Consider the following 21,421-nt stretch of genomic DNA (forward strand, 5'->3'; position numbering starts at 1 on the left):
ACGGAGTGTTTCTAATCGGTGTACAGATTCATCAAGTCTTTTGCTTTAGCCATGATTAAACTGGCTCTTTGGTCAATAAAGGAGTCATAATCGAGGTCTGCAAAATCTCTTGGAATTAACGATTCGTCGATATACTCATTAAAATGGCGCCTGTCAATTCGCCGAATATATTCGCTTGGTGCCTCATCCTTTATGGTATTGTTATCTCCTCGGGTTAAGAAACAAATATTGGCCAGCACATTTATTTTTCTTTTCTCAACACTACTTCGCTCCAAATGCTTTTTGGGAAAAATGTGGTGAAATTCATGGGTATTTACTTTATTTAATACCCTTTCCAGCTTTATCGTTGTACCACTTACAAAAGAATGTGGCTCAAGTGAACCTAGTAAAAGAATTAACGTTTTTGAATCGGCACTTCCAGATGAGAACTTACTGTTCTTAAAGTCTACCTTAATTTCATCCAAAGGGTAATTGAAGCTATGATTTTCGTCATCCTTTAAAGCTTTAAACTCAGTAATATCAACAGCTTGCTTTTCATTAACGCCTGCAGAAAATCTTCGAGTAAAGACCGATCTCCAAAACCATTTCATCATTTTTTGTTTTTGCTTATCAGTATAAGGTGAACCTTCGGTTCTACAAGTTTCAAAGAAAACACTTAATGGGACAATGAGACCTGGGAACGGGAGCAATTTGTAATTCTTAATGTTTAATTCCCCTTTTAAGAAGTCAATTGCACCCAACATACCTCTCCTAATGTCTTCAAATCTTTCTCTAATTTCTTGACCTTGCATTTCAAGGATTGCCTTGGGAGTAGTTTCTCCTCTAATAATCCCTGCACATATCCTTAATTGTAGGTCTCTATCTTTACACAACCCTTCGTACCCATGCTCTGCAATTTCTTCTTGAAGTTCGTCAAATTTTTCAACCAGGTCAAAATCTTCCGACCAGCTCCATGCGGACAAAAGTTGAAAGATGTCTAGCTCTGTACCCGCCCGATTTATTCTTTCAAAAACAATGGCTACACTATTCCGATCTTGTGACTCAAATGTCTCGTTGGGTATTAAGTATTCCTTAAATCGGTCTTGAAGATTATCGATTTCTAATTTTTGCTTATCGGATAGCTTTTCCGTTGCTTTTCTATAACCTACCGTATCAAATAATACCTTCATGGGAAAATATCTGTTTGAATCAACCTCTGATTCGTCAAGCGCTACAAATAACGATTCTTGGATACTTTCTTTAGCCTCCAAGTCAAAATATATATCCACCCATTCATCATCTACTGGTGTAAGAGTGGTTTGAAAAACGCTAAATAAGCTAGTGATTCTTTGTTGCCCATCTAACACATAATTTACAGGATAATCTTTTAGCGGTTGAGGCAGAACAAATCTTCCCAGATCTTTTTCTGTTGTAAGGCGAGTATCAGTTTTCCATAAAATGATGGTTCCTATCGGAAAACCTTTGTAAATGCTATCTAGCAAAAATGCTACTTGATCAGGTTCCCAAACAAAATCTCGTTGAAAGGCCGGGATTCTTATATCTCCTGAAGAAATTCTCTCAATCAACTTCCTAATCGTAAGAGGGTCTCCCATTATAGTAGTTATATGGAATACCTCTGTACTCGGTCGTTTTCTGTTGATTTTAGACCCCTTGTTGAGTGCAACACTGTTCAAAAAACACGCAATAAATAACTCAAAAAAGGTTTTTTATGGCGGAAAATGGAAATCCCCCCGGCGTTATGATTGTTGGCTATGGAGACATGGGAAAAATCCACTACAAAAACCTTTTGCCCCTTCAGGAGGAGGGAAAGGTAAAAATTTCCTCGGTTGTTGACAGGGACTATTCCAAGGTGGAGGGGCTTGGCCCAATAGGATACGAAAGCGTGCAGCAGGCGCTTGAAGAGACAAAGCCAGACATCGCCCTGGTCGTGGTCAACACGGATACTCACGCTGAGGTTATCGGCGAGCTAATCGAATACGCCGGTAAGGAAAAATCCCCCGCAATCTACTGCGAAACCCCTTTCGCGGAGTCTCTTTCTGAGGCGCTTCCCCTGGCAGAAAAGCTTACCGCTCTTGGCTATGGAAGCGAAATCCCCCTGGGCTTTGCCTACCTCATAAGGTATTCTCCGGCCACCGATGCCCTTATTTCTTACATAAACGACAAAAACCTTCCGGTCGAAAGCGTTGACATCGCCTGGAGAAAGCTTCGAAAGCCGGCCCGCCCGTCTGCGGGAGTCCACATAGACGAGACGACCCACTCGGCGGACACGGCTCTGCAGTACATACTTCCGATGACCGGAAACCGCGTAAAGGGAGTAGCCCTTGAAAAAATCCGCCAGGTTTACACCGACAGCATCATCGACAAGGAAAAGCAGACCGAGCTTTACGGAAAAGGTTCAGAGAAGATGGTCCCGATGGCGGAAGTTGAGTACACATTGAAGTGCCTGACCGAAGGCGGGAAGCTGATTCCTCTTCACGGCTTTTCGTCTTACATGAACCCTGATTTTGTCAGGAGAATCTCGGTTTCATGCGAAAACGGCGAAACCCTGACCACCTATTACGACAAGGCGGGAAAGGACGAGCTGACAGTCAGGAGAGAGGGTAAAGCTGGGGAGGAGATGCTCGGCTCGTGGAACATGAGCACCCCCGGGAAAAACCGCGTCCGAATGGAGCTTGAGGACTTCCTTGATTACTACAAAACCGGAAAGCGCTCTCCAAGAATCGCCGGCCTCGATAGTGCGCTCTTTGACCTTCAGGTGACGGGTCTTCTTGAGTCTTCGCCCTGAAGCTGAAAATAAGCAGCCCTAATAAGCGCAGCAACGCCAACTTATGGTTTAAAGCCAATCCAGATAATGAGGGTTTCAATATGACAAAAATTTTCATCTTTGGAGACAGCTTGCCTTATGGCAAGTGGGACTCTGAAAAAGCCGGGTGGGCAAACCGTTTGAGGGTCTGGCTTGACGAGAAAGTCCTTTCAGGCCACGGCTACTACGAGACGTTCAACTTCGGCGTGCCTGGCGACTTTTCGGAAGGTCTTTTGAACCGATTCGAGTCAGACCTGAAGCCAAGGTTTCGGGATGGCGAGGACATCGCGATAATTTTCCAGATTGGGATAAATGATACGCAGTTCATCCCCGCAAAAAGCGTCCTAAAGTCCACAAAGGAAGAGTTCGAAAAAAACATAGGCCACTTGGCGGCAATCGCCTTGAAGTACACGTCGAAAGTTGCTTTTCTGGGGCTCACCCCGATAGACGAGGAGAAGACGCTTACCGTTCCCTGGTACCACGACAGCTACTACAAGAACAAGTCCATCCAGGAATACAATGAAATTATAAAAGAAGTATGCGAGAAAAAACAGGTTTATTTCCTCGGCCTTTTCGAGAAATTAAACCAGAAAAAATATTTCGACAACCTTGTCGACGGGCTCCACCCGAACGCGCTCGGCCACGAGTGGCTTTTCAAGTTCGTAAGGGATTTTGTGCAGGACAAGAACTTCCTTGGGTAGGGATGTGGTGTTTTTATCTCTCAGGTATTTTTGGAAAAATTTTCCTGCCAAATATGACGTAGTCCGAAAGTAACACTGCCGTATCCTTTTGCAACCACAAACCCTAAGTCAATTGACTTAGTTGGGCAAAACAATATTTAATTACTTGCCTAAGATTACCTATGGCTATTGCTATAATAGGCACAGGCATTACGCAGTTTGGCGAGCTTTGGGATTCCTCCTGGGAGGAGCTGGTGAGAGAAGCATGCATGGAGGCGATAAAAAATGCCAATGTTGAAGTTAACGAAATTGATTGCGGATATTTTGGAAACATGAACCTTTCAAGGTTCGATGGGCAGGACCACTTAGTTGCGAGGATAAATGAATTTTTGGGGCTAAGCCATGTATTCAGGACAGAGGCCGCCTGCGCATCCGGAAGCGTTGCACTGAAGCTTGCGGCAACACAAGTCGAGCTTGCAGCACTCCGGGGAGAAAATGACGTTGCCCTTGTCTGCGGATTTGAAAAAATGACCGACCAGATGACGGGCAGGACAACAAACATCCTTGCAAGCGCTTCCCACTTTGACACTGAGGTCATGAATGGCGCTACCTTTCCGGGGCTTTACGCGCTTCTTGCCCAGAGGTACCTGCACGAGACAGGCGCAACAGAGCAGGACCTTCATGCAATTGCAATAAAAAACCACAAGAATGCAACGCAAAACAAGAAGGCGATGTACAGAAAGGAAATTACGATGAGCCACTTCAAGAGCCATGTTGCAACCCCGCTTTCGCTTTTCGACTGCTCTCCGATTTCAGACGGCGCAGCGGCGATGCTGGTGACTACAGAAAAGTGCGCCAAGTACCTTGGAGTTGAGTACGTGAAGCTCGAGGATATTGAGGTCTGCAACTCCTCGATTTCACTGGCAAAAAGGTTTGACCCTCTTGTGCTTGATGCCGGGGTTTGCGCGTCAAAGCGTGTTTACAAGCGAATGGGCATTTCACCTAGGGACATTGACCTGATAGAAGTTCATGACTGCTTTACTATTAACGAGATTTTGTGCCTTGAGGCGGCGGGATTTGCAAAGCGCGGTGAAGGGTACAATCTCATAAGGAGCATCCTTCCATATGACAGCATAAACCAGCTTACCCCGCCGGTTCCTTATACAGTGGATGGAAGGCAGCTTTATGTCAACACTTCAGGCGGGCTGAAGGCAAAGGGACACCCTGTCGGGGCGACGGGAGTTGCACAGATTATCGAAGTCTGCGACCAGATTCTTGGAAAGGCGGGCGGCAGGAACGTAAACCCCAATATTGGGGCAGCCCTCAATATCGGAGGGACCGGAGGAACAGCGGTTTTTTCTGTTCTGAGGAGGTGATTATGCCAAGGCCAGCAAAAGCTCAGCGGATAAACCATTTTGAAAACGTGGGTCTTGAGGGAGAGGTCTACTCGAAGACAAAGCTTCATGTGGCGTCCGACCTGTTCCAGTTCGAAAAAAAGCTCCCCTATGTAACTGCGCTTATAAAGACCGAGACCAAGACGATATTCGGTCTTGTCGATGAGCACAACGTCGAGATTGGTGACTGGGTTGTTTCAAGAGCCGGGCTTATTGGGGTTAATGACAGGGGTCTTAGGATTTACGGTTCTGTCTGGGAAAAGAAGCACTACTTCGAGGAGCCGCTTATGAAGCCGCCAACAACCAAAAGAGAAGCTCCCAAGTACAACTTTGTAGGCATCGAGGGATATGGAGTATATGTCCCGCGCCACCGGCTTGACCTGTCACAGCTTGGAAAAGTCTGGGGAAAGGATGCAGCCGGCTTCAAGAGTTTTCCCGGAAGCTTCGATGACCAGGCGAGCTACGCGTGCAATGCAACTCTTTCGGCAATGAGGCACGCCGGGGTAGACAAGCAGCAGGTTCGCTTTATTGAGGTCGGAAGCGAAAGCAAGGTCTATGCTGTAAAGCCGACGGCAAGCATAATCGCGGGAATGCTTAGGACAAGCAACTGCTTTGCAGCGGATAACGAGTTTGCGTGCAAAGCGGGCCTGCAGAGCTTTGTGAATGCGCATAATTTTGTCATGGCTCATGGGGGCTTTGGAATTGCAGTCGGGGCGGACTCCGCGCAGGGGGAGCCGAATGACGTGCTTGAAATGACTGCCGGGGATGGGGCTGCTGCATTCGTACTTGGAGCGGAAAGCCCTATTGCGCTTGTCGAGGGCATGACAAGCTACACGACAGACACGGCAGACTTCTGGAGAAACGAGGGGGATAGATTCCCGCAGCATGCAGGAAGGTTTTCGGGCGAGCCGGCTTATTATAAGCACGTCCTTGCTTCGGCAAAGCACTTATTCAACAAGCTAAAGCTTGAGGCGCAGGACTTTGATTTTGTAGTCTTCCACCAGCCAAACGCGAAGTTCCCGAGAATCGCAGCCACAATACTTGGCTTCAATAAGGAGCAGTTCGAGCCGGGAATTGTTTTTGACTGGATAGGAAACACCTATTCTGCAAACTGCATGCTAGGGCTTGCAAAGGTCCTGGATATTGCAGGGCCTTACCAGAGAATACTTGTGGTTTCCTACGGGTCAGGCGCAGGAAGCGATGCCATGTCTCTTGTAACAACTCCTGAGATAGAAAAAAAGCGCGGCAGAAGGGCAAGGTCAGTAAAGAGCTGGATAGGCCAGACAGATATAGGAAACCTCATTGTTGAGGGGTATGGAAGGTACCTTCGGAACAAAGGGCTTATCTAGAACGATGTTTCAGGATTTTGTTGAAGAGCTAAAGCAGCTTAATCTTCCAATGGGTGAATATGCGATATTTGGGAGCGGGCCGCTTGCTGTCAGGGGAGTCAGGGAGTCTCAGGACATAGACCTTGTCGTAAAGGATGGGCTCTGGCAGGAACTGTCCCAAAAATATGCTCCGGAAGGCAGGAGAATTTACGTGGGAAATGTTGAGATATATGCCGACTGGAGCCCCTGGACGGACACGGGCTTTCTGGTGGATTCTGCGGAGATTATAGAGGGCATGCCTTATGTCCGGCTTGAGTATGTGCAGGAGTGGAAAGCATACCTGAGTCGGGATAAGGATAAGGCAGACCTAAAACTGATTGAAAAGTACCTTTCAGAGGGAGGAAGGTAAGTATTTTTTTGGTATGGCGTTTAGCTTGTAACTTCCATGACGAGCACTGAACCGGAATAAATCAGGTACTCCGAATCGCTGCTTATGTCAGCAGTAATTTTTGCCTTGTATATGAAGGGCACAGTAGTCTCATAGCCGCTACCCGATAAAGGGAGCTCTATCGATTCAAGCGCGATGCCTTCATAATCCAAGGCCCCTACGGGGCTTTCCGTCATTCTTATTTCAAGACTGCCGCCGAAGTTTCCGGTCTGGAAGTAATGGTAGACCTTTATTTTCACTCTTTCGCCAGGGTTTATATCGGACTTTGTGACGCTAAGCGTTATGTCTTTTTCAGGATTTTTCTTTGAAAGGACCGCCGTTTCGTAGCTTGATTTTATCCTGATTCCAGACCCCTCCCAGGCACCTTCCCTGCACACATAGAGCGAGCCCTTTCTCATTGCAGTGTATCCGTTTCCGACACAGGAATTTTCAAGGGCGCATTGTCCATTGAAGCAGCATATGCTTTTTGATTCATCTATGAGGGTGGGCGAGCAAGTGTAATCTGACGTTCCGGGAAGGTTGCAGTCGCAGTCATGAAGGCACTCCGCGTTTCCGACTCCGCCTTTACCCCAGACGCCGTTCTTGCACATCCACATGCACCCGTTAAGGTCGTTTTGCCCTTCCGGGTAGCACTCTATATTTGTAGGGCCTGTGGCGTGAGCGCACTGCCCCTTAGGGCAGCAGTAAAAGCAGGTGTCGTTTTTTATGGAAGTGTCCGTTTCGTAGAAACCGGGTTTGCCGGAAGTATATCCGCTTAGCCGATAGGTCACCATCTTGTAGGTCTGGCAGGTTTTTTCTCCGGGGCTTGAAAGAGTCGAGGGGCTGTCCTCCACACAAAACGAGTTTGGATAGCAGTCGGGGCTTTCAGAGTAGCAGAATGTCTTGTCGGGGGTATAGCAGTCGACGGTAATATTATATACATTTTCGGTTGGCTTTCCTGCAAAGCTGATTTCATATGAGCCTGTTGCCTCCTTCAGCTCAAGCTTTTGCTTTCCGTTTGACTCAGGAACGGCAGGAACTTCTTCTTTGTTTTCGCTGAGCTCATAGATGTAGTCGCTGAAGGGGCTGTTGCCGTTATCCTCATACTGCTCGTATCCCTGCATTGAATGGCTAATCTTTGAAGCTTTTATCTGTATTTCATCATCAGCGCTTGGCTGTGGAATGACGTAGGCAATGGCGTCCCTTGGCCTGTCGAAGATTATGCTGTAGCTTAAGGGAGCATTGCTGAAGCTGCTCTTCGGTGTGTTTACTCCATTGCAAAGGTTATAGTATTTATAATAATGGTCTGCCCGGTGATTGTCACACGGGTGGCTTATTTCGGTGTAGAGGGGTATTTTTTCAGTTTCTGATTCAAGTTTATAATTGAATATGGTTTCGCCACAGCTCTGGGAGTTAGTCCACTTGCCGTTATCACACTTTAGCTTTAGCCCCCCATATAGGATTTCAGTTCCATGCCTGTAGCATCCGACAGATGAATCTTCGTTAAGCGATTCGTAGCCATCCGTTCCTAAAACCTGCTTGCAATCTTTCCAGGTCGAATCTGAGCTGTCCCAGCATAGGGTAGGGCTGTCTGGGATTTCCACATGGGCGCAGTATGAAACCGTGCTGGTGAAGTCGCTCCAGGACTCCATTCCGGGGGATATAACTACGCCATCGTCTTGGACATTGCTGATTTGCTCTGTCGGGCAGCAAAAGCTCTGCCCGCCGGCAAAGTCTGCTGCGCAGTTTCCGGATGCACAGGGGTGAGAGTCATCGATTACCGTGTCTTCGCATTCGTAGAAATCCTTTATGGCAAGATAATTGCAGTAGCAGGCTTGTTTTGAGTTGAGGTAGGCATCCCTTTCTCCAATGCAGCTGCTGTGGTCTGAGCTTCCCGTTACACTCTCACAGCGGTAAGTTTTGCCTACGCTTGTCGGGCTGTCCCGGGGGTCAGCAATCATCGTGTACTTCTCGTTGTATATGAAATCTTCCTCGTCGGAGGCCTGCTCTTCTACCGGAACGCAGCAGTATTCGCCGTCAGGGCAAAGGGAGCCCTTCACTACTCCCCCATTTTTAACCACGGAAATTTTCCAGGAATATCTATTTGGATAATCACCGTAGTCAAGAAGGGGCTGGTTGCAGTACTGCCAGTTGTTTACGGATAAGCTTGTTCTCTTGTACCAGGGTATGCTGGAGTCCACTTCCATACAGGTGCCACCTATGTCAGAGCAGGTTTTGGACTCATCGATTGTACACTTGACTCCTGCCGGGCACATATTTGTGCCAACCCCTCTGGAAATAAAAAGCTGCTTTCCGCTTCCCCCGCACTCTCCGCCAAGCTTTACTTCACAGAAGGCCTCATCGGGGTTGCTGTCCTGCATGTCTTTATAGTTCTGGCTTTGGTCGCTGCATCCTGCAAACCCGTCATAAACAGGGGCGTTATCCATGCACCAGCCCTTGCAAAGTTCGTCCTCACACAGGCAGCCTGTTGAGCCGTCTTCTCCGCCGGGGCAGCCGGTGAAGTAGCGGGTGAGAAAGGAGCCGTCATGGTAGTAGTGACCCTCTGGATCGCCGCTGGGGAAGTGGTCCAGGCTAGAACTGTAGCCGCATCTATCCGTGCAGGTTACTTTTTTATTTGCATTGTCGTCTATGCACGTTTGCCATGGCTGGCAGTCTTTTACTGAGGAACTTCCCTCAGTCATTGCTGCTATTTTGCATAAATTGTCGCACCCGTCCTCACAGTAATAGAAATAGAGTTTGGTTTTATAGTCCGTGAACTTACTCATTGTCTCAAGGTAGTTTTTTGGGTCATAGGAGATCAGCTGGCTTTCCGTCCCACTAGAGTACCAGACCTCTTTGGCTTCAGAATAGGTTGGGTTTCCATCAGTACATTGGTCATCGAAGGGTGTGCAGTCAAACGTCCTGCTAAGACTGTCGCAATAGTTACAATCTCCTTCACAGTGAAACCCTTCAGAGTCGTCTTCACAGTGCGCTGTCGGGGCTATTAAGGTCAGGGTTATGAACAGTACAATCAAAGGTAAAACTATCTCACTTCTCATACTCCTTAAGCTTCCCCTCAAGTTTTTCGACACCCTCATTTTCCTTGACTTTAGCTTCTTCAGTCTTTATCTCCTCGACAATTTTCTCAAGCTCTATTTCGACCTTTGCTGCCATGTCTTTTTTTGCCCAGCGGTTCATCCCTTCCTCTTCTTCAAGGGTCCTGATTTTCTGCTCGGCCACGTCGAGTTTCTGTAGAAGGTCTTTCTTTGAGGCATACCCTTTCTTGTCGACTTTTTCCCGGAGGCGGTCCCATTTTTTCCGAAGTCTACTTATTCTCCTCCTGAAGGCGCCTTCAGAGTTGAACATGCAGAGTACCGATGAGAGGAAACCCATAAATATAGCAATATAGAATCTATTTGGCTTTTCTCTTATAGATTAGTTAGCTATACTTTTATGGCTCATTTGAAGGGCATGGACACCTGGATTTGGCTTGTCGGAGGAATTATCGTTACAATCCTTTCCATGTTTCTGTTCTTAAACCTTTTTGCGAGCATCAATCTTCAAAGCCACACACAGGCCTCAGTTGAGACCTCTGGAAACCTTGCTTCTGACATAAACCGGCTTTGCTCGATGAAGGAGGGCGAGGCGATGAACCGGGAAATGAAGTTCTCGACCATTGTAACAGAGTTTTATGCTTCACATAATGGCTCTATTGAAATTGATTCCGGGAGGACATACGGGCAGCTTTTGTGCGTAAATATATCCGGGAAAAGCTCCTGCAGCGAGCTTGACTGCCCCCTTGAGATTTCGACGATAATAACAGAGAAGAAAATCCTCTCCCTCATCGACAAAATGCGAGGCGACATAAGCTACAGGGACTATTCCGTGGAAGCAGTAAGGACTTCCTGTGGGGTGTCAGTACTTTTGAAAGGTGAGCGGTCTGGCTGCATCTGCGGGCTCGGGGAGTTTGATACCCCGGTTTACTGCGACTATAACGGTCACCAGCCCATAGTTATTTCCAAGGATCACTCGGTTGTCCTTGCCGATACCGAGCCATGGCTTTCTCCAGATGAAGACTCACTTCAGCTCTTCTCTAACATTGCCGGATACCTTGGCGGAAATTCAATTCTCATCCTTTATGATGATGATTCAGTTGACCCTGCCCTGACCCAGGCGTCTCAGGTAATAGATCAGGTAATCTCTGAAGGGTATAGCGTAGACTCTGTGCTCCATGAAGCCGCTGTTGACTTTTCAGCGTATGACCAGGTCTGGCTAGTCACACCTGGATTTTGCGAGCTTTCTTCGAGGAACTGCAGCCAGCATTACCGGTGGAGCGTTAATGAGGAAAAGCGGCTTATCGAATATGCGGATTCCGGAGGCAAAATTTTGCTTGTCACCGATTCTGGTCTTGTAAATGGGGTTTATGGCCAGATGGGGCTTGACTTAATAAACTCCCTCCTGATTGAGCTGGGCTATCCTCTTGAGCAGTTGCCGAGTTGTGTCTGCGGCTGTGAAGGAAGGCCGACTAACCAGACCGTTCTTGAAGCGGGCGGCATTGGCGATGGGCTTAGCGTTCTTAACGTGCTTGGCGCGGCTGTCTTCAGGGAGACTTGCATATATGACCCGAAGGAAAGCGGAGGCGATTCCGGCGTTGGTGGGTGCGGCTCTGACAGGCTATGTTACCCGAACTGCCCTTCGGGAGACCCCGACTGTTCCTGCATAGAGCAAAATGGCTTTGTCTGCGACGAGGAAAAGGACTGCCCTGGAACAAAGCTAAAGCATGCCGGCGGGCGTACCTGCTGCTCTGAGCAATGTTCCGCTTCAGGCCCGCAGGTCTGCCAGAATACAAGCGATGTTCCGGAAGGGGGCCTGTGCGTTTGCACAGGGCAGTGCCAGCCCGGCCTGTCTTGCGGGGATAAGAAGCGCTGCTGCCCTGCTGGAGCCGAATGGAACGGTTCTAAATGCTCAAAATCCGAAATCTGCTCGAGTTCTATTTCAAAGTGCTATGGCCAGGGCCATTGGGAGCATTATGGCTCACGGAATTTTTTCAGTAATGTGGGCCGCGCCTGCGAATGCAAAATATATTCTGGCATGACAACGCCAGCGCCGCAGTCTCAGCGGTGCTATGGCTGCGATTATGTTGAAGTCTGCCAGTCCAGCGTGGTCAAGCCCATTGCAGAGGAAATCATAAATTGCTGCAATTCAAAATGCACTGATAGCGGAGGGCATGGAAGCTGCATGAAGTATTGTTCCAATGCAGTCCAGAATTCAGGGCTTTCCTCGACAGAAACTGACGACACACTGAAGAAATGCTATGGCCTTTACGCAATATATGGGATGGGCCCTGGCGCCAAATGGACAAGGGGATACATGCTCCATATAGAGGCGCCTGCTTCGGTCATGTTTAGCGGCGGAACATGGATGTGCAGCGGGTATTCCCTGATGCTCACCACGCTTTTGAGAAGCGTGGGCTACACGACTTCAGAGGCATATTCAATTTCTTCAGATGACCATGCATACAACCTGGTGAAATTTCCTGGCGACACGAAATATACTCTTGCAGACACGGTTAATAATCGCCCCAGTCCTGTTAGGCTGGGGTCTGTTCCGGGCGGATACCTTCACTGCAGCTATATCTCCAACACCTGCGGCAATGATGCCGGGATGTTCACATGCCCTTCAAGGGGCAATGTTTATGGGTGCTGAGGATATTAGTTAAAGATAAGCTAATATTATGCATTGCAAAGATGCTTTCAAGGTAAGGGTCTTTTGCGCCCTGGTTTTTTGCCTTATCCTGGCCCCCATTTCTTTTGCTGAAAGTGTTCATGTCTACCGAGACTTTCCTGGCGAAGCCCGGATTGGCTCTGTGATTCAGATAAACCTGACCGTGGAAAATTTAGGGGCTTCTGTTATAGAAGCAACCATTCAGGAAAACGTGGGTGACTATACTGTTATTGAGCCCACGCCAGTGTCTTATGTAGGCACTCCTGGAATTATTGGGTTTAGGCTGCCTTATTTTGAATGGAATGTTACGGTTGGCCCTATGCAGAATGAAACAGTCTATTACCGTGTAAACCTTACCTCTCCCGGGGAGGTGCTGCTTTCTCCTGCAACTGTCATTGTCGGGGACGAATATATTTATTCGGATTCGGGAAGTATCAGCGTTATTTGCAATCAGAATGGGGACTGCGAGTCCCTTTTGAATGAGAACTGTTTCAACTGTCCTGAAGACTGCCCTACAGGCGCCAGTGACGGAATATGTGACCTTGTAGCGGACGGCAGATGCGACCCTGATTGCGAAGAGGGATCCGACGAGGATTGCCCGTATTGTGGGGATGGTATTTGCAGCCCGAAAGAAGATGAGTCAACTTGCCCTGGGGACTGCCGGGTAGATAGGCCACAGGATCCGGAGGAATCAGGAGATACAGAGTCGCCTGGTTCGGAAGGAATGGATTATGGCCTTATCCTGGGCATTGTTTTTGCCTTAGCCATTCTCATTTTAATTGCAGTTTACCTTAAGAGGCGAGCCTCCAAAACTTCTGAGATTCCTCCTGAAGCGCCTGCACAAAGCCAACCTATTTACCCGGAATATCCTCAATAGGCCTCTGGTCTTCGCTTTGAAGACTCAAGCCGCTTTTTCAAACCTCCCTCTTGTTAACTTGCAGATTAATTTGTGCTTTCAACAACTGTTCCGTTTTCAAGCACGATTGCTGGCTCAACCCCCTCTTGGCTTTTCAGGGATACGAATACTTCAATGCCGACTTCGTTTTGGTAGGTTACTGTTGTGTTCGTTATCGTGAAGTTTGAGAGGGCCATGCCTTTTGCGGAGTAGTGGGCATCTAGGACTTCGCCAATCCGCATTTCCGAAAGGGTGAATGCCTTCTCTACGCAGGAGTCAGCAGCGCTGTCGTAAACCTGGCCTTGCCAGCACCCGCAGTCCTTGTTGCAGTTGTTTGGGTCTTCAAAATATTCGCATTCTCCGTTTCCGCAGATTGGAGATACGCAGGATTTTTTCTCAAGCGAGCAGTACTCTCCCTGCCGGCAGGTGCAGTCTTCCCTGTCGTCAAGGCAGTTTTCTCCGGATTCACAGACCCCGTTATTTTTGACGCTCTGCAGTTTTTCCGTTTTTTCACTATTCTCCTGGGGGATGTCTTTATTGTCATCAAGATTTTCACCACTTCCTCCAAATAGGTAGCTGCTTAGAAATGCAATCGAAACAATTACGATGATGATTCCAATCACGGCCAGAAGGTATTTCTTCCGGCTTGTGGAATAGTTTTTCTGGTTTTCCTCCGGGGGTGGGCTTTGGGGCGGCGGATCCTGAGGGACAATTGGATATATTTCATCCATAACTTACTATTGGAAGTATTAAACTAGATTATGGTGGAGCAAAAGCCCTTTGAAAATTATCCCTGCCGGACTTTGGCGCTTTCCAATTTGCTGACACTTTCGATTTACTTTCTGGGCGGATACATTCTCTACCAGTTTGGTGCCCTGTGGCTTGGGCTTTACCTCCTTTATGCCCTTGCCCTTGAATTCCGGGTGATGAAAAACAGTTGCGTGAGCTGCCACTACTATGGCAAAACCTGCGCCTTTGGGAAGGGAAAACTCGCCGCATTGTTTTTCAAAAAGGGAAGCCCCGGCAAATTCGCCAAAAGGGAAATTTCCCCGAAGGACCTAATTCCTGAGCTTCTCGCGTCACTCGTTCCGTTAATTGCAGGCCTCGGGCTTTTAATATTCAGTTTCAGCTGGGCGGTGCTGGCTTCTGTTGTCCTGCTGGCAGTTCTTACTTCTGCTGGGAACGGCTTTGTCCGGGGAAAACTTGCCTGCAGGTTCTGCAGGCAGAGAGAACTTGGCTGCCCTGCCGAGAGGATGTTTAGGAAGGGCAGAAAGTTGGGTCGAGCGTTAGCGAGCCGCTAAATTCCTGTTAGTTTCGTTTCCAGTTACGAAGTTCTGGAAACCTGCGTCCGCAGAGTCGGGAGAAAGGGCGTTCTATCAAATGAGCGAATGCTATACATCAAGAACAAGAATCTAGAGGCGTTTGCAATTATATTTATATAGAAGTAAGCATTATTAAATTTATAATGGAAAAAGATGAAATATTGAAAGAGATAACAGATAAATATCTTGGTTCAGAAGAATTCAATGGTTATGCTCTTTATAATTTGGAAAATGAAATACAAAAGATAATTGAATTAGTTAAGGATGAAAAAATTGAAATAAATTTTGGTGATGGGCATCCGAATTTTCATATTAAAGCATTTGATTGTGATAATGTAGATACTCAATTAAAAAAAATTGATTCAATGGGACTTAATAATTCATGTGCATATCCAACAAAAAAATATCTCAAAACAAAAATACCTTATGGAAAATATAAAGATAAACCATTTACGAGATTGATTGCATTAGGTGAAGCAACACTAAACTTTGCGGTGTTTGATTTAAGTGTTCTAGAAATATATAGAAATGATCCTAGGTTTTCATATTCTACTGATGATGTTGGTGGGCAAATTAACATCTCTGATGATTACTATAAATCTACAGAAGTAAAATCCTCCGATAAAATTTTACTTCAGACGTTTGGTTTTTGTTATGAAAAAGAAAAGTTTAATAGAGCAGTTGCAGTATTTTATAGATATCTGGCTAATTTATCTGATGAACATCAAAAAATATGGCATGCTAAACTTTTGAGTGGAGATTATTTTTTACACCCGGATTATGCCCGAAGTTCTATGGGACATTGGCCTGAAAAAGTTTCAATTTTTGAAGCATTTATTGAAGAACTAAAAACGATTAATGAGTTTTCTAAATTAATGAATAGACCAACTTTATTTAAGGAAGATTTCAAAAATAATAAACCTAGAGATTTTGCATTTTTAATCCGACCAACACTTAAAGAATTTAATTCATTTATTCATTTGTTAGATAAAATGATTTCTGACAATATCAATAAAGATTTTTTTAAGGATGATATTGAGTTAGAATCTGAAGAAATTAGAACAGATGGTAAGATTATTGTTAGACAAAAAGCAACGATTACTCTACTGAAAGACTGGTTAGATAAAGTAGTCAAATTTCCTGATCCAAAACCTAAGGAAGAAATGATAAAAACAATAAGAAATATTAGAACTATGCGTCAACATCCTGCTCATAAAGTTGATGAAGATGTTTTTGACCAAAAATATTTCAAAGAACAAAGAGAGTTAGTTATTGAAGCATATAATGCAATAAGAACTTTGAGATTAATTCTTGCAAATAATCCTAGAACCAGATCTTATGAAGTGCCAGATTGGTTATATAAAGGAGAAATTTGGTCATTTTGATGTAAACGCCCCCTTCTATTTTTTAGCCCTTTCTCCCGATTGAAACTAACAACTGTTTAACGAACTTTATTCTCCTTTGCCTCGTCTTTTATGAGTATTAACGAAATAAGCGGTTAACTTAATACACAAACAGCATCTCCCTGAACTTGGGCACAGGCCAAAGCTTGTCCTCGACTTCTCCTTCAAGCCCGTCGATTGCTTCCCGAAGGTTTGCCATTACGTTCAGCACTTCGCTGGTCTTTCCTGCTTCGATAATTCTTTCAAGGTTTTCCGATTCATGCATGGCCTTTGATATGAGGTTTGAAACCCTGTTCAGTCTCTTTTCCATTCCGGATATGCTTTTGGCGTTTTTGTTTGCTTCTTTTAGGAGCAAGACCTCTCTGCAAAGATTTCTCTGGTGGCGAAGGGCGGCAGGCAGAATCATTGTTTTTGCAAGGTCGAGCATGCACTTTCCCTCGAGGTCGATTGTTTTTTCATACATCTCCCAGAGTATGTGGTACCTTGACTCAAGCTCCCTTTTTGAGTAGACCCCGTACTTTTCAAAAAGCTTTTGGGCTTTTTCGGACCTGAGGTATTCAAGGGCTTCGGGAGTTGCCCTGATGTTTAAAAGCCCCCTTCTTTTTGCCTCTTCCTGCCACTCGGGGCTGTAGTTGTCGCCGTTGAAGATTATCCTCTTGTGCTTTCGTATTGTTTCAAGCAGCACTTTCTGAAGCGCCTGATTGAAGATTTCCCCTTTTTTGGTAAGGGCTTCGGCTTGGCTGCATATTTCGTCCAGCGCTTCTGCGATAATTGTATTGAGGACCGTGTTTGCTCCCGCGCATGACTGGCTTGAGCCAACTGCCCGAAACTCGAATTTGTTTCCGGTAAAAGCAAATGGAGAAGTCCTGTTTCTGTCTGTCGTGTCTTTTGGTATCGGTGGAATTGAGCTTACACCGATTTTCAGCATTTCCTTTGGCTTTCCGGTGCCATTTCTGCCGCTTTCAATCCGAGAAATTATCTCCGTAAGCTCGTCGCCAAGCGAGATGGAGATTATTGCTGGAGGCGCTTCATTTGCGCCGAGCCGGTGGTCGTTTCCGCTTGAAGCAACTGACGCGCGAAGAAGGTCTGCGTGCTTGTCAACAGCCATAATGACCGCGCAAATGGCTGTGAGGAATTTTGCGTTTTCCTGCGGGTTGTGCCCCGGGTCAAGCAGGTTTTTTCCGTCAGGGCCAAACAAGCTCCAGTTGTTGTGTTTTCCGGAGCCGTTTACTCCCTTGAATGGCTTTTCGTGAAGCAGGCATACAAGGCCGTGCTTTTCTGCGGTTTCTTTCAGTATCTGCATGATCAGCATGTTGTGGTCCACCGCAAGGTTTTGCTCCTCATAGAGGGGCACTATCTCGAACTGGGCGGGGGCGACTTCATTGTGCCTCATCTTTGCGGGTATGCCAAGCTTCCAGCACTCCTTGTCAACTTCCTCCATGAAGCAAATGACTCTTTTCCTTATGCTTCCGAAATAATGGTCTTCCATCTGCTGGTGCTTTGAGCCGATTCTTCCAAAAAGAGACCTCCCCGTCAGTATGATGTCCGGCCTTTCCAGGTAAAAGTCCCTGTCGATTAGAAAATACTCCTGCTCTATTCCCACCATCGGGACGGCTTTCTTGTCTGGAAGTTCTTCGCCGAATAGCTTCAGAAGCCGCCTCGTGGACTTGGAAAGCGCTTCGGCAGACCTTAGAAGAGGGGTTTTCTTGTCAAGCGCATCCCCGTTGTAAGAGTAGAACGCGGAAGGAATGCAAAGTGTCGGGCTCTCGCCGATGTACTTTATGAATGCCGGGCTTGTCGGGTCCCAGGTTGTGTGGCCTCTTGCCTCGAATGTTGCGCGAAGTCCGCCTGAGGGAAAGCTTGAAGCATCCGGCTCCCCGGAAACGAGGTTTTTGGCCGAAAATTTCATTATTGCCCTTCCGTCCGAAAGGGGCTCCAAAAATGCCTCGTGTTTTTCTGCAGTGAGTCCCGTCATCGGCTGGAACCAGTGGGTGAAATGCGTTGCGCCTTTTGAAATCGCCCAGTTTTTCATGCCTTCAGCGACGTCACCCAGCAGCTCTTCAGGGAAAGGGTCTCCCCGGTCCAGGGTGTTTTTGAGCGCGGTAAAAGCGGGGGTTGGCAGATATGCGCTCATTGCATTAAGCCCAAAGGAATTCTCGCCGTAGGTTTCCGTGATTTCTGTTTTTCCGGCGTTATCTGCGGCCATACCTAATCTTTCCATTTTGGGATATATCCCCCGGTAATATGAAATATTACCTGTCGTTGATATTCTGCTTTGTGATTAGTTATCTATTGATTTAGTTATGAACCTCTACGGAAAGCGGCCGGTAATCGAAAGAATGAGGGTTGACCCCGAAAGCATAAGGGCAATCTATGTTGAGGGAGGAACCCATATCGAGGAGCTCTCAAGGATTGCCCATGAAATCGGCTTTCGCCTTAACAAAATACCGAGGGACAAGTTCTACCGCATGTCGAGGGGGCTTAACACCCAGGGTGTGATTGCAGAGGTCGAGGACTTTGTTTACAACGATTATGAGGACATAGTCTCCGCGCCTGACGAAATAAAGCCGATACTGGTTTTTCTTGACGGGGTCACTGACCCGCAGAACCTTGGCTCGATTATCAGGAGCTTGGCGTGCCTGGGCGGCTTTTGCCTTGTCCTTCCCAGAAGAGAATCCGTTGACGTAAATGAGACGGTTCTCCGGGTCGCTAGCGGCGGCGAAAGCCACATGCCCATTTGCCAGGTTTCAAACCTCAGCAATGCGATTATCCGCGCTAAACGGGAGGGCTACTGGATTGGCGCAACAGTCGTAGAGGGGGGAGTGAACCCTGCCAAAGCCCGCTTGAATTTTCCGCTTGGCCTGATTTTCGGCTCGGAAGGCCAGGGGATAAGGCCGGGGCTGATGAACAGGGTGGACTATATGCTCACGATTCCAATGAAGGGCGCTGACCTGTCCTTCAATGTCGCGGTGGCGGCAACCCTTTTCTGCTACGAAGCTGCAAAACAGAGGGAATGATTTCCAAAAGCCCATCTTTTGACTTTTTCTGGGCTTCCTGAAAAATAACTTATAAATAATAGCTATTTATGGACAGCCCTGAAACAAGGCCCACCGCAATAAAGGATTCTGTAACTGATGCGGGCATCTCAAGAAATGAGCTTAAGCGGCTTTATTCCGAATTCCGCTCTTTTGGCGAAGGCGAGCAGGCAATGCCCATAGGTGACCCCAAGGGACTTATGGGCAGGTTCAAGTACCGTGAAGGGGACTTCAAGATGTTTATGCGTGCTTTCAACAAGGCGGCAATGGAATTCAATATTCCCATCTTCATAAAGCTTGACAGAAACACGCATCGCTCTTTTCTCTGCTACGAGAACAAAGGAGGGGTCTTATTTAGCGTTTTCTAGGTTATCTAGAATTTTATTTATTTTTCAGTAGTTTTATGGAAGGAACTTACAAGGTTCAGTTGCTTGACGCCGGCCCCAACAGCCCGTTTGGAAATGGTATGATGGTATATAAGGAGAATTCTCCTTTTGCCTGGATTAAAGTACCTTCAGGCAGTGGTGAGCTTAAGGAAGGTTTGCCGGGTTTCCTGAAAAATTCATTCAAACTGCCTGAAAAGCCGGTTATGAGCGTATTGAAGCCCTTTGGCCATTTTGGCAAGGAACTTGCCTGGGAAACAAAGCCCTTTAATTTTAGATGCGGATTGGGCTTGGTGTATAGTTTGATTGATTATGCCACCCGTAATAAATTAAAGCCCTCAGACCCAATTTACCTGAACGCAAGCCCATGAAAATTGCAAAACCAAATATCTACTTTAAACTCATTTGATTATGGACGCCATGCAGAGGATGGATCTGGTAAAACTTGACCCTATAGAGGAAATTATAACTGAGGATGAGCTTTTGGAGCTTCTGAAGATAAAGGAGCGGCCCATTGTCTATGACGGCTTTGAGCCTAGCGGAGTAGCCCACCTTGGGACAGGAGTTCTCCGGGCGATAAAGATTCAGGACCTTCTTGATGCGAACTGCCGGTTCAAGCTTCTTCTGGCTGACTGGCACGCAATGCTTAACAACAAGATGGGCGGCGACCTTGAAAGGATACAGAAGGCGGGAAAGTACCTTATCGAGGTCTGGAAGGCCTGCGGAGTCGACACGAGCAAGGTCGAGGTCGTATGGGCGTCTGAAATGGTCAAAAACCCCGACTACTGGAAGCGCGTCCTGGAAATCGCAAAGCTTACCACTGTGAGCAGGATGGTGCGCTGTTCGACGATAATGGGGAGAAGCGAGGGTGAAATGCAGTATGTTTCCCAGCTTTTCTACCCCGCGATGCAGGCATCTGACATTTTCGAGCTTGAAGTCGACATCTGCCAGCTTGGAATAGACCAAAGAAAAGTCAACATCCTTGCAAGGGAAATCGCCCCGAAGCTTGGCTACAATAAGCCGGTTTGCGCCCACCACCACCTTCTTATGGGTCTTCAGGGAGCAGCCAAGATGAATTACGGCGAAGGCGAGGAGGAAAATAAGGAGATTGACGCGAAGATGAGCAAGTCAAAGCCAGAAACCTGCATATATGTCCATGATTCGCCTGAAGACATTGCAAAGAAGCTGAAAAATGCCTACTGCCTTACAAAAGTTGTCGAGGGAAACCCTGTCCTTGAGCTTTCGCGCTACATAATATTCAGGAAGCAGAAAACCCTGCTGATTGAGAGGCCGGAAAAGTTTGGCGGAAACACAGAGTACTCAAGCTACAGCGAGCTTGAAAACGCCTTCAGGGAGGGATTAGTCCACCCCATGGACCTTAAAACTGCGGTTTCAAGGGACTTAGCAAAGATACTTGAGCCAGTAAGAGTGCATTTTGAAAACAACCCTGAGGCGCGGGAATTATATGAAATTGTAAGGGGAGGAATCACCCGCTAAAAAGGGCTTCCCGGGTGTTCGAGTATGCGCGCAGAGCTTAAGCCGGTGGACTTAAAGCCGGGCTATCTTGAATGGGTTGGGCTAAGGCAGCCGTTGGAGTTGGCGGAAATAGATTATGGTGTGGCGAGGGAACTTGCTGGGGAACTGAATGCTCAGATGACTGGAAACAAATACCACGTTTATTTTCTTCCTTCAAAAGGAATTTTTGACCCGTGGGATAGCGGCTGGAAGGGCTTTAGACAACCACTTGAAGTGACTGGGGTGGACTAAGCAACTCTTTGCCCAACTTCGGGAAGGGGGATTAGGTTCGAGTTTGGCAGCAAAGTTTACTGCCCCAGCCCGTTTACATGCGTTGCCGGACGTATGCTGTCAGGCAATGCCTCAATTTACCTTGCGCTTGGGGTCCGCACCGAAAATAATCCTGAAGTCTATATTGAAGGGTCTCCTGAAGTCCTTAAAGTCTCCAAGAAAAAGGGGCCGAATTTTGACAGCAGTATCTTTGACGGGCGTTTTGTATAAAAAGATTATAT

20 protein-coding genes are annotated in these 21,421 nt (G+C 46.9%); 15 read left to right on the plus strand and 5 right to left on the minus strand.

Annotation, left to right across the window (positions count from 1 at the left end):
• Nucleotides 1–11: 11 nt before the first annotated feature.
• The gene (locus tag JW727_06290) at nucleotides 12–1,592 is read right to left on the minus strand and encodes a DUF262 domain-containing protein (GenBank protein ID MBN2095633.1); all 1,581 of its coding nucleotides are present in this window, start codon (nucleotides 1,590–1,592) and stop codon (nucleotides 12–14) included.
• Nucleotides 1,593–1,708: 116 nt separating this feature from the next.
• Here JW727_06290 and JW727_06295 point away from each other — a divergent pair, with 116 nt between their 5' ends.
• From JW727_06295 to JW727_06315, 5 genes are all read left to right on the plus strand, one after another.
• Nucleotides 1,709–2,785: a Gfo/Idh/MocA family oxidoreductase gene (locus tag JW727_06295; protein MBN2095634.1), complete on the plus strand. Its 1,077-nt coding sequence runs from the start codon at nucleotides 1,709–1,711 to the stop codon at nucleotides 2,783–2,785.
• Nucleotides 2,786–2,865: 80 nt separating this feature from the next.
• A complete protein-coding gene (locus JW727_06300; protein ID MBN2095635.1) occupies nucleotides 2,866–3,504 on the plus strand; it encodes a hypothetical protein in 639 nt (212 codons plus the stop codon).
• Nucleotides 3,505–3,665: 161 nt separating this feature from the next.
• Nucleotides 3,666–4,859, plus strand: coding sequence for a thiolase domain-containing protein (locus JW727_06305; GenBank protein ID MBN2095636.1), 1,194 nt, complete (start codon nucleotides 3,666–3,668; stop codon nucleotides 4,857–4,859).
• A 2-nt stretch (nucleotides 4,860–4,861) separates the two neighbouring features.
• A complete protein-coding gene (locus JW727_06310; GenBank protein ID MBN2095637.1) occupies nucleotides 4,862–6,226 on the plus strand; it encodes a hydroxymethylglutaryl-CoA synthase in 1,365 nt (454 codons plus the stop codon).
• A 4-nt stretch (nucleotides 6,227–6,230) separates the two neighbouring features.
• A complete protein-coding gene (locus JW727_06315) occupies nucleotides 6,231–6,614 on the plus strand; it encodes a hypothetical protein (GenBank protein MBN2095638.1) in 384 nt (127 codons plus the stop codon).
• A 20-nt stretch (nucleotides 6,615–6,634) separates the two neighbouring features.
• Here JW727_06315 and JW727_06320 read toward each other — a convergent pair whose 3' ends face one another.
• Together JW727_06320 and JW727_06325 are read right to left on the minus strand one after the other, a co-directional pair.
• Complete coding sequence (locus tag JW727_06320) at nucleotides 6,635–9,691, minus strand: hypothetical protein (GenBank protein ID MBN2095639.1); 3,057 nt, start codon at nucleotides 9,689–9,691, stop codon at nucleotides 6,635–6,637.
• Nucleotides 9,681–10,025, minus strand: coding sequence for a hypothetical protein (locus JW727_06325; GenBank protein ID MBN2095640.1), 345 nt, complete (start codon nucleotides 10,023–10,025; stop codon nucleotides 9,681–9,683). The genes JW727_06320 and JW727_06325 overlap by 11 nt, the downstream gene beginning before the upstream one ends.
• Before the next feature lie 60 nt (nucleotides 10,026–10,085).
• Between JW727_06325 and JW727_06330 the strand changes: the two genes are divergently transcribed.
• Nucleotides 10,086–12,338 (plus strand): hypothetical protein, encoded by a 2,253-nt coding sequence (locus JW727_06330; GenBank protein MBN2095641.1) that lies wholly within the window; start codon nucleotides 10,086–10,088, stop codon nucleotides 12,336–12,338.
• Between the two features lie 28 nt (nucleotides 12,339–12,366).
• On the plus strand, nucleotides 12,367–13,233 hold the full coding sequence (locus JW727_06335; protein MBN2095642.1) for a hypothetical protein: 867 nt from the start codon (nucleotides 12,367–12,369) through the stop codon (nucleotides 13,231–13,233).
• Between the two features lie 65 nt (nucleotides 13,234–13,298).
• Here JW727_06335 and JW727_06340 read toward each other — a convergent pair whose 3' ends face one another.
• Nucleotides 13,299–13,982 (minus strand): hypothetical protein, encoded by a 684-nt coding sequence (locus JW727_06340; GenBank protein ID MBN2095643.1) that lies wholly within the window; start codon nucleotides 13,980–13,982, stop codon nucleotides 13,299–13,301.
• Nucleotides 13,983–14,012: 30 nt separating this feature from the next.
• On the opposite strand from JW727_06340, the gene JW727_06345 reads away from it, so the two are divergent.
• Nucleotides 14,013–14,552: a hypothetical protein gene (locus tag JW727_06345; GenBank protein ID MBN2095644.1), complete on the plus strand. Its 540-nt coding sequence runs from the start codon at nucleotides 14,013–14,015 to the stop codon at nucleotides 14,550–14,552.
• Between the two features lie 164 nt (nucleotides 14,553–14,716).
• A complete protein-coding gene (locus JW727_06350; protein ID MBN2095645.1) occupies nucleotides 14,717–15,958 on the plus strand; it encodes an AAA family ATPase in 1,242 nt (413 codons plus the stop codon).
• A gap of 118 nt (nucleotides 15,959–16,076) precedes the next feature.
• On the opposite strand, the gene JW727_06355 is transcribed toward JW727_06350, so the two are convergent.
• The gene (locus tag JW727_06355) at nucleotides 16,077–18,182 is read right to left on the minus strand and encodes a glutamine synthetase III (protein MBN2095646.1); all 2,106 of its coding nucleotides are present in this window, start codon (nucleotides 18,180–18,182) and stop codon (nucleotides 16,077–16,079) included.
• Nucleotides 18,183–18,279: 97 nt separating this feature from the next.
• Here JW727_06355 and JW727_06360 point away from each other — a divergent pair, with 97 nt between their 5' ends.
• From JW727_06360 to JW727_06385, 6 genes are all read left to right on the plus strand, one after another.
• Nucleotides 18,280–18,993, plus strand: a complete 714-nt coding sequence (locus JW727_06360; protein MBN2095647.1) for an RNA methyltransferase — start codon at nucleotides 18,280–18,282, stop codon at nucleotides 18,991–18,993.
• A gap of 68 nt (nucleotides 18,994–19,061) precedes the next feature.
• A complete protein-coding gene (locus JW727_06365; protein ID MBN2095648.1) occupies nucleotides 19,062–19,379 on the plus strand; it encodes a hypothetical protein in 318 nt (105 codons plus the stop codon).
• Between the two features lie 35 nt (nucleotides 19,380–19,414).
• On the plus strand, nucleotides 19,415–19,765 hold the full coding sequence (locus JW727_06370) for a hypothetical protein (GenBank protein MBN2095649.1): 351 nt from the start codon (nucleotides 19,415–19,417) through the stop codon (nucleotides 19,763–19,765).
• 40 nt (nucleotides 19,766–19,805) lie between these two features.
• Complete coding sequence (locus JW727_06375) at nucleotides 19,806–20,891, plus strand: tyrosine--tRNA ligase (protein ID MBN2095650.1); 1,086 nt, start codon at nucleotides 19,806–19,808, stop codon at nucleotides 20,889–20,891.
• A gap of 24 nt (nucleotides 20,892–20,915) precedes the next feature.
• A complete protein-coding gene (locus tag JW727_06380; protein MBN2095651.1) occupies nucleotides 20,916–21,161 on the plus strand; it encodes a hypothetical protein in 246 nt (81 codons plus the stop codon).
• Nucleotides 21,162–21,254: 93 nt separating this feature from the next.
• Nucleotides 21,255–21,410 (plus strand): hypothetical protein, encoded by a 156-nt coding sequence (locus JW727_06385; protein ID MBN2095652.1) that lies wholly within the window; start codon nucleotides 21,255–21,257, stop codon nucleotides 21,408–21,410.
• Nucleotides 21,411–21,421: the final 11 nt, after the last annotated feature.

This window comes from Candidatus Aenigmatarchaeota archaeon, assembly GCA_016932615.1.
Taxonomy (GTDB): Archaea; Aenigmatarchaeota; Aenigmatarchaeia; order QMZS01; family QMZS01; genus JAFGCN01.

Coding starts and splice junctions, on each gene's coding strand:
- JW727_06335 (MBN2095642.1), top strand. CDS start 12,367: ATGCATTGCAAAGATGCTTTCAAGGTAAGGGTCTTTTGCGCCCTGGTT.
- JW727_06365 (MBN2095648.1), top strand. CDS start 19,062: ATGGACAGCCCTGAAACAAGGCCCACCGCAATAAAGGATTCTGTAACT.
- JW727_06385 (MBN2095652.1), top strand. CDS start 21,255: ATGCTGTCAGGCAATGCCTCAATTTACCTTGCGCTTGGGGTCCGCACC.
- JW727_06330 (MBN2095641.1), top strand. CDS start 10,086: ATGGCTCATTTGAAGGGCATGGACACCTGGATTTGGCTTGTCGGAGGA.
- JW727_06310 (MBN2095637.1), top strand. CDS start 4,862: ATGCCAAGGCCAGCAAAAGCTCAGCGGATAAACCATTTTGAAAACGTG.
- JW727_06300 (MBN2095635.1), top strand. CDS start 2,866: ATGACAAAAATTTTCATCTTTGGAGACAGCTTGCCTTATGGCAAGTGG.
- JW727_06340 (MBN2095643.1), bottom strand. CDS start 13,982: ATGGATGAAATATATCCAATTGTCCCTCAGGATCCGCCGCCCCAAAGC.
- JW727_06360 (MBN2095647.1), top strand. CDS start 18,280: ATGAACCTCTACGGAAAGCGGCCGGTAATCGAAAGAATGAGGGTTGAC.
- JW727_06295 (MBN2095634.1), top strand. CDS start 1,709: ATGGCGGAAAATGGAAATCCCCCCGGCGTTATGATTGTTGGCTATGGA.
- JW727_06375 (MBN2095650.1), top strand. CDS start 19,806: ATGGACGCCATGCAGAGGATGGATCTGGTAAAACTTGACCCTATAGAG.
- JW727_06355 (MBN2095646.1), bottom strand. CDS start 18,182: ATGGCCGCAGATAACGCCGGAAAAACAGAAATCACGGAAACCTACGGC.
- JW727_06320 (MBN2095639.1), bottom strand. CDS start 9,691: ATGAGAAGTGAGATAGTTTTACCTTTGATTGTACTGTTCATAACCCTG.
- JW727_06350 (MBN2095645.1), top strand. CDS start 14,717: ATGGAAAAAGATGAAATATTGAAAGAGATAACAGATAAATATCTTGGT.
- JW727_06380 (MBN2095651.1), top strand. CDS start 20,916: ATGCGCGCAGAGCTTAAGCCGGTGGACTTAAAGCCGGGCTATCTTGAA.
- JW727_06345 (MBN2095644.1), top strand. CDS start 14,013: ATGGTGGAGCAAAAGCCCTTTGAAAATTATCCCTGCCGGACTTTGGCG.
- JW727_06315 (MBN2095638.1), top strand. CDS start 6,231: ATGTTTCAGGATTTTGTTGAAGAGCTAAAGCAGCTTAATCTTCCAATG.
- JW727_06305 (MBN2095636.1), top strand. CDS start 3,666: ATGGCTATTGCTATAATAGGCACAGGCATTACGCAGTTTGGCGAGCTT.
- JW727_06325 (MBN2095640.1), bottom strand. CDS start 10,025: ATGGGTTTCCTCTCATCGGTACTCTGCATGTTCAACTCTGAAGGCGCC.
- JW727_06290 (MBN2095633.1), bottom strand. CDS start 1,592: ATGGGAGACCCTCTTACGATTAGGAAGTTGATTGAGAGAATTTCTTCA.
- JW727_06370 (MBN2095649.1), top strand. CDS start 19,415: ATGGAAGGAACTTACAAGGTTCAGTTGCTTGACGCCGGCCCCAACAGC.